10 protein-coding genes and 1 pseudogene are annotated in these 12,216 nt (G+C 67.7%); 10 read left to right on the top strand and 1 reads right to left on the bottom strand.

Annotated features, from left to right (window positions below):
* Positions 1-305: 305 nt before the first annotated feature.
* From NA10_RS34735 to NA10_RS34710, 6 genes are all read left to right on the top strand, one after another.
* On the top strand, positions 306-1,097 hold the full coding sequence (locus NA10_RS34735; RefSeq protein WP_067574952.1) for a heavy metal-binding domain-containing protein: 792 nt from the start codon (positions 306-308) through the stop codon (positions 1,095-1,097).
* Positions 1,098-1,099: 2 nt separating this feature from the next.
* Positions 1,100-1,468 (top strand): DUF5073 family protein, encoded by a 369-nt coding sequence (locus NA10_RS34730; RefSeq protein ID WP_067574951.1) that lies wholly within the window; start codon positions 1,100-1,102, stop codon positions 1,466-1,468.
* Positions 1,469-1,495: 27 nt separating this feature from the next.
* The gene (locus NA10_RS34725) at positions 1,496-2,299 is read left to right on the top strand and encodes a transglutaminase-like domain-containing protein (RefSeq protein WP_067574950.1); all 804 of its coding nucleotides are present in this window, start codon (positions 1,496-1,498) and stop codon (positions 2,297-2,299) included.
* 218 nt (positions 2,300-2,517) lie between these two features.
* Positions 2,518-5,190: an ATP-binding protein gene (locus NA10_RS34720; protein ID WP_067574949.1), complete on the top strand. Its 2,673-nt coding sequence runs from the start codon at positions 2,518-2,520 to the stop codon at positions 5,188-5,190.
* Between the two features lie 252 nt (positions 5,191-5,442).
* Positions 5,443-6,963 carry an ABC1 kinase family protein gene (locus NA10_RS34715; RefSeq protein WP_084515688.1) on the top strand — a complete coding sequence of 507 codons (1,521 nt, stop codon included), beginning with the start codon at positions 5,443-5,445 and terminating at the stop codon, positions 6,961-6,963.
* Between the two features lie 96 nt (positions 6,964-7,059).
* Positions 7,060-7,980 (top strand): hypothetical protein, encoded by a 921-nt coding sequence (locus NA10_RS34710; protein ID WP_157556982.1) that lies wholly within the window; start codon positions 7,060-7,062, stop codon positions 7,978-7,980.
* Here the strand turns inward: NA10_RS34710 and NA10_RS34705 are convergent.
* A complete protein-coding gene (locus NA10_RS34705) occupies positions 7,973-8,572 on the bottom strand; it encodes a helix-turn-helix domain-containing protein (protein ID WP_067574947.1) in 600 nt (199 codons plus the stop codon). The genes NA10_RS34710 and NA10_RS34705 overlap by 8 nt on opposite strands.
* A gap of 110 nt (positions 8,573-8,682) precedes the next feature.
* Between NA10_RS34705 and NA10_RS34700 the strand changes: the two genes are divergently transcribed.
* From NA10_RS34700 to NA10_RS38370, 4 genes and pseudogenes are all read left to right on the top strand, one after another.
* Entirely contained in the window at positions 8,683-9,792 is a 1,110-nt protein-coding gene (locus NA10_RS34700) for an arylsulfotransferase family protein (protein ID WP_067574946.1), read from the top strand.
* Positions 9,789-11,093 (top strand): uracil-xanthine permease family protein, encoded by a 1,305-nt coding sequence (locus NA10_RS34695; protein ID WP_067574945.1) that lies wholly within the window; start codon positions 9,789-9,791, stop codon positions 11,091-11,093. Before NA10_RS34700 ends, NA10_RS34695 begins: the two co-directional genes overlap by 4 nt.
* A 64-nt stretch (positions 11,094-11,157) precedes the next feature.
* A complete protein-coding gene (locus NA10_RS34690; RefSeq protein ID WP_067574944.1) occupies positions 11,158-11,517 on the top strand; it encodes a hypothetical protein in 360 nt (119 codons plus the stop codon).
* A gap of 212 nt (positions 11,518-11,729) precedes the next feature.
* Positions 11,730-12,216 (top strand): annotated as a pseudogene (locus NA10_RS38370) (hypothetical protein); the annotation flags it as partial.

The raw sequence follows: 12,216 nt of genomic DNA, 5'->3' as shown, positions 1-12,216 counted from the left end.
ACGGAGCCCCGGCCCGCCGCCGCGCCTCCCGCCCCCAGTCCTCCGCCACCCGCGACCAGTCCGGCCGCCGCTGATCCCCGCGACACCCCGAGCCCGGCCCGCCTCACTCCAGAGGCGGGCCGGGCTCGTTCTCCATACCGGCACCCGTCCCCCGCGGCCACTGCTCCGCCCACCCGTCGCCATTGCCGCGTCCCGGACGGCGCAACGGGATTTCGGTGCGCTGCGGGCAGGGTGCGGGCGATCGGGGGGCGTGGGGGGAAATACGGTCGTACAGTGGCGATGGTCGTCTAGGGAAGGCGGGAATCGTGCAATCGAATCCACCGTTGGAGCCGACCGCCAGTGAGCGGCTTTCGCATGCGGGGCGGATCTTCACTTCGGATCTGTCGGTCAATGAGTTCGCGCTATTGCATGGGGCGGGGTTCGAACCTGTTGATCTGGTGATGGGGGTTTCGGTCTATCACGTGGGGTTTCAGTTCACGGGGATTCGGCAGCAGATGGAGTTGACGGTGTTGACCGAGGCCACGTATCGGGCTCGGTGGAATGCCATGACTCGGATGCAGGCCGAGGCGGATGCGTTGCATGCCGACGGGGTGGTGGGGGTGCGGTTGGAATGGCGGCATCTGGGGGCGGAGGCCAGTCATCTGGAGTTCATCGCGGTGGGGACCGCGGTGCGGTATACGAAGGAGCCCGGGCGGTTTCGGCGGCCCAATGGGCAGGCGTTCACCAGTCATCTGTCGGGGCAGGACATGGTGACGCTGATGCGGTCGGGGTTCGCGCCGGTGGCGTTCGTCATGGGCAATTGCGTATTCCACGTGGCGGTGCAGGGTTTCATGCAGTCGCTGCGCCAGCTCGGCAACAATGTCGAGATGCCGCAGTGGACGCAGGGCAACTATCAGGCGCGGGAGTTGGCCATGTCGCGCATGCAGGCCGAGGCCGAGCGCGATGGCGGGATCGGGGTGACGGGGGTGGAGTTCCAGATCCAGAACTATACCTGGGGTCATCACACCGTCGAGTTCTACGTCGCGGGAACGGCGCTGCGCCGCACCGGAACCGGTGAGACGATAACCCCGCAGTTCGTCCTGCCGATGGGCGACTGACGATGACCTTCGACCCGGACCGTGCGGCGCGGGTGATCGCCGCCGCACTGCACGGCCCCGGCGGCGTCGGGCTGGTCTTCAATGTCTTCGGCGGGATCCCGGGCGCGGTCCGCACCCCGGCCAAACGCGGCCTGTTCCGCTCCGAACCCGAACGGCTGCAATTGGGTTCGTGGCGCTACGAGGTCACCGGTGATCAGCGGATTCGCGCCGCGCACGTGGTGAACGGCATTGTGCTGGCCGAGGAGGTGCTGACCGCCGCCGCGGTGGGTCCGCATGTGGCGCGGGCGCTCTCGGATCTGGTGGCGAGTTTCGGCGCGCCCGCGGTGCCGCGGATCACGGCCGCGCTGGAGGTTTTGGAAACCGTGGGCTGACCGGGGTCGGCCTGGGAGTATCAAGGGGTGAAGCGCGACGTCTCCGCCTACCTCGACGTCCAGGTCCATGCCGATTCCGAGCTCGAGTTCCAGATCGCCGCGGCCCGGCAACCCGGTCTGGAGTTGACCGAGACACTCACCTTCGAACTCGACGGCCACGCGCGGCAGGCCCGGGAGGTACTCGGCCCGCACGGCACCCGAATCCACGTATTGCGCTGTGGCGCGGGCAATCTCCGCGCCAGTTATACCGCCGCCGTACTCGGCGAGGCCATCGTCGAACCACCGTCGGAGTACGACCTCTCGATCTACACCCGCCCCAGCCGATTCGCCGAATCCGACCGGCTGCTCGCCTTCGCCGCCGCCGAATTCGGCTGCGGCATAGATAATCCGGAGACCCCCGCCCAGGTTGCCGCCTGGGTGAACCGCCGTATCCGCTACGCCCCCGGTAGCAGCACCCCCAGCGACGGCGCGGTGGAGACCCTGCTCTCGGGCACCGGCGTCTGCCGTGACTTCTCCCACCTGACGGTGGCCCTGCTGCGCGCGGTCGGCGTCCCCGCCCGCGTCGCCTCGGTCTATCCCCCGGGCAGCTTCCCGATGGACTTCCATTCCGTCCCAGAGGCTTACGTGCAGGGGACGTGGCGCGTCCTCGACCCCACCCGCCTGGCCCCGCGCTCCTGCCTGCTGCGCATAGCCACCGGCCGCGACGCCTCCGATATCGCCTTCCTCGGCAATCACGGCGGCGATATCACCGTCAACGGCCTATGGGTCAAGGCCTTCGTGGCGGGCCCGCTCCCCTACGACGATTTCGAACAGCCGCTCACGCTGAGCTGAGTTTCCTCGCACCAGATCCTGCCCCCTTCGCAGGATCTGGTGCGTGTATAGAGGATGACCCAGGCCGAAGCCGGGCTCATCTCGAAGCGGCGGGCATCTCAGGCAAATGCGCAGGTGGACACCGCTTTTCGGGGGTCGAAAGTGGTTTCCGGACCGGAAAGATTCGACCGGCTCGGGGGTCGTGATCGGCCTCCGCGGCGCGCGGTACTCTTTCGGCCATGGTGTCGGGCTCGGCGAATGACGAAGGGGGTTCGCCGCGAACGATGTTCGGGGCGCGGCTGACGGAATTGTGGGCGGCGGCGGGTAATCCGACGTTGCGGCGCGTGGTGACGGCGGCCGAGGCGCGCATGCGCCCGGCGGCCGGGTACGGCTCCGGGGCGCGAATCACGGTGCAGCGCCTCAGCGATTGGCGGGCCGGACGGAATCTGCCGGTGCGGTTCGAGGTGTTCGTCCCGGTACTGCTCACCCTGCTGGCCCTGGCGGGCAATCAGGTTCCGGCCGAGCTGGCCGATCGCCGGGCCTGGCGGCGGCTGTGGAATGCCGCCCGGGATACCGCACCGAACACCGCCGCGGCCAACCCCACGCGGAGCGGAGACCGAACGGGCAGTGCCGATTCCGGCTCGCGCCCGCGCATCACCAACGCCCTGCGGCGCGATATCGACACCTTCACCGGCCGCGAGGCCGAGCTACAGCGCCTGGTCGACGCCGCCCAGCCCGGTCGGGTGCTGACCGTGCACACGGTGGACGGTATGCCGGGTGTCGGCAAGACCACCCTGGTCACCCGTGCGGCGCACCTGCTGGCCGAGAAGTTCCCCGACGGACGGTATTTCGTCGAGCTGAACACCCACACCGCGGGCCAGTCCCCCGCCGAGCCCTTCGATGTGCTGGCCCGGCTGCTCACCGATCTGGGCATCGAGGCCCGGCACCTGCCGGACACGCTGGTCGGCCGCCGTGACCTGTGGCGGGATCGCCTGGCGGACAAGCGCGTTCTGCTGATTCTCGACGATGCCGGGACGCACGCTCAGATCGAACCGCTATTACCGGGTGCGCCAGGATGTTCCACGCTCATCACCAGCCGCCGCCGGCTCATCGCACTGGACGGCGCGATACCGCTGTCGCTGGAGGTGCTGGATCCGGGCACCGCCGTCGCTCTGTTCTGCCGGTTGTCGCACCGCCCGACGATCACCGAAAACGATTACGCCGCAATCGCGGAGATCGTGCGGCACTGCGGCTTCCTGCCGCTGGCGATCGTGCTGCTGGCCGGTCGGCTCGCGCACCACCCCACCTGGTCGATCGCCGATCTGGCCCGCGAATTCACCGCCGCGCGCGACCGTCTCGACGAACTCGACACCGGTCAGCACGCGGTCCGCGCCGCCTTCACCACCTCGTACTCCGCACTGCCTCAGGACCTCCGGCGACTCTTCCGGAGATTAAGCCTGCATCCCGGCCCCGATTTCGACGCGTACGCGGCCGCCGCCCTGGCGGATATTCCGCTGCGCACCGCTCGCCGCGGTCTCGACGCGCTGTACACCGATCATCTGATCGACGAAATCACCCCCGGCTGTTATAGATTTCATGATCTCGTACGCGAATACGCCTGCGGGGTGGCCGCGGACGAGACCGCCGAAGATCGGGCGCGCGCCATCGATCGACTGCTGGACTACTACCAGCGCACCGCCGATGCGGCGGCGTCACCCGGCGCGCGGGCCGAACTCCCGGATACGGCGAACGGCCCTGTCGTGCGCACCTTTCCGGACTACGCCGCCGCCCTGACCTGGATTCGCCGTGAGCGCTCGAATCTGCTCGCCGGTCTGGAGTACGCCGCCGCGGGCGAGCAGCTCGCCCGGGTGGTCGTCCTGACCGATGCCCTCACCTGCGAGATGCGCCTGATCGGCGCGGCTCCGGCGGTGGCCGTGGTGCAGCGCGCCATGATCGCCCCCGACACCATCGATGATCGGCACGCCTCGGTCTTCGCGATCAAGGACCTCGGTGCCAGCTGGTACTTCCACGAGGACTATGTGGACGCCGCGGCGATCCTGCGGCGCGTCCTGACGGCGCGCGCCGATACCGCCGACGCCGAAACCCGGGCCGCCGCATGGCGAACCCTCGGCCGGATTCACCTGCTGGCCGGGGCATACGACCTCTCCCGCACGGCCCTCGAACGGTCCCGAGAGCTGTATCGCGCCGCCGGACGACCGCGCGAGGAGACGAGTGTGCTGGCCACCCAGGGCTGGGTCACGCACCTGACGGGCGATTACCCGGGTGCGCGGGACCTGCTGAACGAAGCCCTCGCGCATTACGACGATCTCGGCTCGCCCTCCGGCCGGGCCGCGACGCTCAGCAAGCTGGGCTGGATCAATTTCCTGCTCGACGACCTTGCCACCGCCACCGAACAATTGCTCACGGCGCGGGACATCTTCCAGGCGAGCGAGCATTACGCCGGAGCCGCCGCCGCACTCGAGCCGCTGGCGTGGATCCGAGTCATGTCCGGTGATACGCGCGCCGCGATCGACCTGCTCGAGCAGACCCTGCACTGCCATCGGCGGCTCGGCAATCTCTCCGGGGAGGCATACATCCTCGACAATCTCGGTTTCGCCCGAAACGATCTGGGCGAACACGCTGCCGCCCTCGGCTGTCTGGATCGATCGCTCGAGCTCTACCGGACCATCGGCAATCGGGCGGGCGAAGCCTCGGTACTGAGCAACCTCGGTCTGGTCCGGCATGCCATGGGCGACTTCGCCGCCGCCGAACCGGCACTGCGGCAGGCGCTCACGATCAATGGCGAGATCGGCAATCTGCGCGGCGTCGCCGAGGCTCGAGAGCGGCTGTGGGCGCTCGCGCTGGACGCGCGCCGCGAGACCTCGGACATTCCGGACACCGTCGGCCCCTAGCCCGCGCGGTCCGGCATCCATTTCCGCTGCGAAAGCGGGCATTCCGGACGCAGTCGGGAGTTGACGACCCTTCTTCGTCAGTCCCGGCACCGAATCCCGCGAACCGTGGGACATTTCGTCATAGAGGACGAGTCGAGCGCCAGACCGCCGTGGGTCCGGCCGGTCGCCATGAGCTGCGCGAACGCGCGCGCCCGGAGAGTCGGCGGAGCTGTCGCGGCGGTTCCTGGACGCGCTGGAATGGGAGGGCCGGTAATGCCTGGATCGAAGCCCGTATCGACCTCGCGGCTGGCCCGCGGTTCCAAACTGGGCGCGGTGGTGGCCGTGCAGGCCGTCCGCAAGCGGCGCACCAAACTCTCCATGATCGGCAGATCCGCCGAGGTACGCGCCCGCCTGGCCGATGACTCGGTGGTGCGGCTGGCCGAACAGCTGGTGCTGGTGCTGGGCGAGATGAAGGGCCTGGCAATGAAACTCGGGCAGCTGATGTCGCTGCTCGACCTCGAGTTGGTGCCGCCCAGACATCGCGAGACCTTCCAGCGCCGACTGGCGGTGCTCTTCGATCACGCACCATCGGTCGAGTTCGCGGCCATGCGCCGGGTGATCGAGGAGGATCTGGGCAAACCGCTCGCGGAGCTGTTCGCCGAGTTCGATCCGGAGCCGATCGCCGCCGCCTCCATCGGACAGGTCTATCGCGCACGGCTTTTCGACGGCACCGAGGTCGCGGTGAAGGTGCAGTATCCGGGCATCGATCTGGCCGTCCGCGCCGATCTGCGCAATCTCGGCATGCTGCGGGTGATGATGCAGCAGGTGGCGCTGCCCGGTTTCACCGTCGGCGTGCTGGACGAACTGCGCGCCAATTTCGAGAAGGAACTCGATTACGAGGTCGAGGCGCATACCCAGCGGCATGTGGCGACCCTGTACGCCGATCATCCGTTCATCACTGTGCCGCAGGCGTTTCCGGAGCACAGCAGCCGCCGGGTGCTGGTGACCGAGTATTCGCCGGGTATCGATTTCGAGGCCATGTGCGCCCTGCCCGTGGCCGAGCGCGATCGCATCGGCGAGATCGTCTACCGGTTCTATGTCGGCTCGCTTTTCGAACTCGCCGAGTTCTGCGGCGATCCGCATCCGGGCAATCTGCTGCTGCGCCCGGACGGCCGGGTGGTGTTCCTGGATTTCGGGCTCTACAAGCGAATGGAGCGCGAGCACATCGCCTTCGAGGCGGTCTGCCTGCGCGCCACCGCCGAGGATCGATGCGACGAGCTGTACCGGCTGATGGTCGAGCGCAGCGTCATCGACGCGTCCTCGGGGGTGACACCGCAGGAGTGCTACGACTACGTGCTCTCCGCCGCGGAGTGGTCCCTGGTGGATGAGGAGTTGCCGCTCACTCCGGAACTGGCCTCGGCGGCGTTCCTGCACGCGGTGGATCCGCGCATCGCCGAGTGCAATGGGATGCGCAGGCAGAATCTGCCGCCGGAGCATCTGTTCTCGCGCCGGGTCGACTTCTGGACCTGCGCGACCCTGGGCCGGCTGCGCGCGACGGCGAATTGGCATCGCATCGCCCGGGAGTGGCTCTACGGTGACGAGCCGATGACCGATCTCGGCCGCCTGCACCGGGATTGGCGATTGCGCCGGCATTTCGACAACGACTTGCCACCGTGCGGTGACACGGAAAATACACGGCCGGGATGTGACGACAATCACCCCGTTAACAATGCGCGCTTCGTAGAGGATTTCACTGCGAATCACTCGCTCGGATTTCCGGGCATCGCGCACTGAGATGGCAAATCTTCTGGGAGGCAGAGCGTGCGATCAATAAAGCAAACTTCGGGTAAAGCAGTACAAAAAATCCGCATATTCACGACCGTGGGGGCGGTGGTGCTCATCAGCACGTCGGCATTGCTCATGACGGCGTGCAATGACAAGGGCACCAAGGCCGGGCCGACGAGTTCCCAACTCGCCCAGCCCATGGGGACCGGGCAGCCCGGCGGGTCCTCGCCCGGCGGCAGCGGCACCAACGGTCAGGCCACCGTGCGCACCATCGGCAAGACCGGCTGGTACGAGGGCTTCGACATCACGGTGGACAAGGCGACCGTGATCCCGGACGAGTCCGGCGGCGCGAAGGTGCGCATCGACATCACCTACAAGAACACCACCACCGACAACAAGACGCTCAGCATCGTGCCGACGCTGCTGGTGGGCGGGCAGATCGACGACGGGGCGGGCTTCGACAATCCGGCGGTGCCCGGAAAGGGTACGGCCACCGGCAATGTCACCACCTCGGTGAAGAAGGTCGGCGATGCCCAGCATCTGCTGGACACCCTGACCGTGGTCTACGGCACCGCGGCGGAGAACCAGACCCTCATTCCGCTCCAGGCCGAGGGCAAGGTGGTGAGCACCGCGCCCAAGGCGCTGCCCATCTCGGGCACCCTGGTACAGGATCAGACCACCATTCAAATCACCGGTGGCACACTGACTCCCAGTTATGTCAAGGGTGAGAATGGCAAAATGGAACTCGCACTGCATGTGAAGATCATCGGCGGATCGGGGATATCCGACGGTGGCGCCAACATCTTCTACGAATACTTCAGTGTGAAAACACCGGACGGCCAGAATCTTCCGGCCGATGGTCGCGGACCCATCAACGAATTGCTGGAACGCAATCAAACCATCGACAATGCCAAGGATTTCGCCATTTTCGTGGTGCCGTCCCCGGGCACCGGCACCTATGTGCTGAGCTACGACGCCACCAAGGGCGCGAGCACCGCGCCGACCTTCTCGTTCACGGTCAGCTGATCCGGCCGCGGCGGACGGTGCGCCCGTCCGCCACCGCCACCACCAGGGTGCGGGTCTGCGGGGTGTGCGCCCACCAGCGGTGCGCCACACCCGCCGCGCAGTAGTACGCGTCGCCGGCGGCGAGGGTGATCTCCGCGCCGTCGGCGATGATCGTGATGGTTCCGGCCAGCACGTGAATCAATTCGTCATTGGCATGGGTGAATTCGCGGTCACCGCGTTCGGTGCCGCCGGTGAATTCCAGGGCGCGCAGATCACGGCCGCCGTGGATGAGCGAGCGCACCGATCCGTCGCCGCCGTGTTCGGCCTGCGCCAGCGCGGTGTCGTCCCCGGCGCGGACCACGGCGGCGCTCGGCGCGGTATCGGCGGCGGCCAGCAGTTCGGTCGCGGTGGTGCCCAGGGCGTCGGCAATGCGCTGTAGTGAGCGCAGGCTGGTATTGGTGCGGCCGTTCTCCAGCTGACTCAGGAAGGACTGGGAGAGCGCGGCCTCGGCCGACAGTTGGGCCAGGGTCAGGCCCGCCGCGAGCCTACGGCGGTGGATGACATCGCTCAGGTTGTGCACCGTGGCCTCTCGTCCGGTATCCGATCGGCCCATTGTCGGCCGCGCGGTGGTAATCGCACGGGTTTGCCTCACCGTGAGCAGAAGTCTTCTGCTCGGGCTCAGCGTACTGAATATTCAGTGACACTAAATATTCAGGAGGTTCGGTGGAGCAGAACACGCTCAAACGTCGGGGTACGGGTCTGATCGGCATCGATCGGGAGCTCGCGGCACCCGGATACACGTTGTACGCGCCGTTGGCCGGGCGCGGCATCGTCGATCTGGTCGATCTCGACGGCGCGCTCACGCACCGCTGGACGCTGCCCTACCGGCCGGGCCGCCATGCCCGGCTGCTGCCCGACGGGACGCTGGCCTACAACGGGGCCGCGCTGAGCATCGCGCCGTTGTTCGCCATGTGGCGCAAGTACAGCGGCGGGTCCATGGGCAAGTACGATCCGGAAGGTGTGCTGCTGCACGAATTCCGGGACGACTATCAGCATCACGACGCGCACCACTACGACGACGGGCGCATTCTCTACACCGCGGTGGAGCCGCTGCGCGGGGCCGACGCCGCGCGCGTTCAGGGCGGCGTGCCCGGTACCGAGGCCGACGGGATCGTCTGGTCCGATGTCATCAAAGAGGTTGCCGCCGATGGGACTTCGCTGTGGGAGTGGCGGGCGGTGGAACATCTGGATCCGGCCGAGTTCGGCCTGCAACCGCACTACTGGCGGGAACACTGGCCGCTGATCAACAGCGTGTTCCCGCTGGACGAGCACACCGTGGTCGCCAGTCTGCGCAGTGTCTCGGCGGTGATCCTGATCGACCGGCGGACCGGGCGGGTGCGCACCCTCGCCGATCGCGGCACGGTGGCGCAACAGCATCACGCCACCCCGGTGGGGCAGGGCCGGATACTGGTATTCGACAATGGCACCTTCCGTACCGGCGAATCGGTCACCTACAGCCGGGTCGTCGAAATCGACACCGCGACAGGCGATATCGCGTGGCGCTATCAGGATTCGCCGCGCGAGGCGTTCTTCACCCCGTTCATGGGCGGGGCGCAGCGGTTGCCCAATGGCAATACCCTCATCACCGAGGCGGCCTTCGGGCGCATCTTCGAGGTGACTCCGGAGCAGCGGATCGTCTGGGAATACGTGGTGCCCTCGTTCACCGAATATCCCGATCCGGATACCGCGCAGGTCTTCCCAGGCATCTCCAACGCCATCTTCCGCGCCTACCGCTACCGGGGCGAGGATATCCCCTGGCTGAGTGCGCGATGAGTGTCACTGCCGCACAACCCGATTCGGCCGTCGATACCATGCCGCCGCCGGGGCGTGCGCTCGCCGCCGCGCTCCAGCATCTGGTGGTGATGATCGCGACGCCGATCACCTCGGTGCTGTTGATCGCGCACAGCCTGCGACTCGACGACGGCCAGACGCGCGCATTGCTCTGCGCCACTCTGCTTTTCAGCGGTATCGGCACGATTGTGCAATCCAGCGGGCGATTCTCGCTGGGCGCGGGGATGCCGTTCGTCATGCTGCCGGGCGGGGCGGCGGTGGTCCTGTTCATTCAGATCGCCCAGGAATACGATCCGGCGACCGCGAGCGGTGCGGTCATCATCACCGCGGTGGCCGGGGTCGCGCTGGTACCGGTGGCGCGGCGGCTGGTCACCCGGCTGCCGATGGTGGTCATGGCCGCCATGGTGCTGGTGATCGGGGTCAATCTGGTCAAGGTGGCGGGGAATCTGATCACCGGTGCGCAGGCGTCGCGATCCGCGGTGCTGCTGGCGGGTGTCACCATCGCGAGCACCGTTGTGGCACACCGATTCCTGCCGCCCGCGTGGCGTCGGGTCGCGGTGCTGCTCGGGATGGTCGCGGGCACCCTGGTGGCGTGGACGATGGGGCAGTTCCACCTGCGCTCGGGATCGGAGATCGCGCAGCTGCCCCGGCTGTTCCTTTTCGGCACACCGCATTTCGATCTGCTGGCGGCGGTGCCGCTGCTGGTCTTCTCGATCGGATCGATGGCGGAGGCGACCGGGCAAACGGTGCTGAATGCCAAGATCATCGGGCGCGATATAGATACCGGGTCCACCACCGGGCGGACCATTCGCGGTGACGCGGTGACCTCGCTGCTGTCCGGCCTGTTCGGTGGCGCGACCATGGTCACCAGTGGTGAGAATGTCGGGCTGCTGCGATTGACCGGGGTGCGCAGCCGGTATGTCACCGCGCTCACCGGTGCGCTGCTGGTGCTCGCGGCCTTCCTGGCGCCGGTTGGGCGACTGGTGAATTCACTGCCGGGGCCGGTGGTGGGCGGGACCGCCGCCATTGTGTTCGCCATGATCATCGCGGCGGCGATCGGCATGTTCCGGCAGGTGGATCTGGAATCCGACGCCGCACTCATCACCGCGACCGCGGCGCTCACCGCCGGGCTGCTGCCGATTCTGATTCCCACGCTGTATCAGGGCTTTCCGGCGAATCTACGGCTGCTGCTCGGCAGCGGGGTGACCATGTCCGCCCTCACCGGCGTGCTGGTGCATCTGCTGTTCCTGCGGCGATCACGGGGTGCGCAGGCCGGGGGGTAGGAGAATTCACAGTGGAGCGGGTGGCGGGCATTGGGTACTGTGTGCGCAGATCAGGGGAGGAACGATGCGCATCGTGCCGATATCCGCGGCCGCTCTCGCCGCCGGATTGCTGGTGGTATCGGCCGGGGTCGCCAATGCCGAACGGGGAGAGGATCATCCGGGCTCATGTCTGGTGGTGGAGAACCGTACGGGGGCGGCGCTCACCATCACGCTGAATTATCCGGAGATCACCGGGACCTGGAATTACGAGCCGGGTGAGGTGCCGACGGTGCTGGCGGACGAGGCGAACGCGGTCATCACCTCACCGAGCGGGGTGTGGGATGTGCACCTGGATCACGGCGTGGGCACCGACTGGACCTATGGCGGGGAGCAGAACACCGGTCAGGGCTGCAACGGGTCCTGGCTGCTCACCGTCAACCCCTGACTCGACGGGCGGCCGGGGATCGGTAGCCTCTTGATCGGCAACGGTTAGACCAGCAGGGACGCCGGCGGTGGTACGCCGGTGGATGGGGGACGATTCCGATTACGGCACAGGGAATTTCGCGATGGGGGGCGTTCGCGCGTCCGGACCGCGCTCGACTATCGCGACTGCGGCTGATCGCGCTGATCGCGGGGCTGGCAGGCATACTGCTCGCGGTGCTGACACCGCTGCTCCCGGTTCGCCAGGACCGCGCGACCCTGGATTGGCCGCAGGCGCAGTCGATTCAGCTGACCGCACCGCTGGTGGAGTACGCACCGCTCGCACTGGATGTGAGCATTCCGTGCACGGCCCTGCGCGATCTGGCCACCGGCACGGTCCTGGCCACCGTCCCGGTGAAATCCCAGGGCGCGACCGCCAAGGGCCTGCTGGCCCGCATCGAGGACAAGAACGGCTCCGGCCGCACCCTCTCGGTCCTACTCCGCGATATCCCCCTGCTCAGCGTGCCCATGACCGAGATCTCGGCGGCCGCACCCACCTTCGCGCCGAACGCGACCACCGCGGGGAAGGGTATGCCCCCGGGCAACGGTCCCCCCGGTGGCGCACAGCCCGGAGGTGGCGCACAGCCCGCGGGAACGAACCCGCCGCCGGGCAGTACGCCCCCGGCGGGGAGCACACCCCCTCTCGGCGCAACGCCGCCGCCCG

Origin of the sequence: Nocardia acidivorans NBRC 108247 (genome assembly GCF_001625085.1) — a bacterium.
Classification (GTDB): Bacteria; Actinomycetota; Actinomycetes; order Mycobacteriales; family Mycobacteriaceae; genus Nocardia; species Nocardia acidivorans.
The sequence above is the reverse complement of the archived record's forward strand: the minus strand, read 5'-3'. Positions and strand labels throughout refer to the sequence as shown.

What these genes read in the sequence shown, in the direction of transcription:
- NA10_RS34720 (WP_067574949.1), top strand. Translation starts at nt 2,518, where the DNA reads ATGGTGTCGGGCTCGGCGAATGACGAAGGGGGTTCGCCGCGAACGATG.
- NA10_RS34695 (WP_067574945.1), top strand. Translation starts at nt 9,789, where the DNA reads ATGAGTGTCACTGCCGCACAACCCGATTCGGCCGTCGATACCATGCCG.
- NA10_RS34690 (WP_067574944.1), top strand. Translation starts at nt 11,158, where the DNA reads ATGCGCATCGTGCCGATATCCGCGGCCGCTCTCGCCGCCGGATTGCTG.
- NA10_RS34715 (WP_084515688.1), top strand. Translation starts at nt 5,443, where the DNA reads ATGCCTGGATCGAAGCCCGTATCGACCTCGCGGCTGGCCCGCGGTTCC.
- NA10_RS34730 (WP_067574951.1), top strand. Translation starts at nt 1,100, where the DNA reads ATGACCTTCGACCCGGACCGTGCGGCGCGGGTGATCGCCGCCGCACTG.
- NA10_RS34705 (WP_067574947.1), bottom strand. Translation starts at nt 8,572, where the DNA reads ATGGGCCGATCGGATACCGGACGAGAGGCCACGGTGCACAACCTGAGC.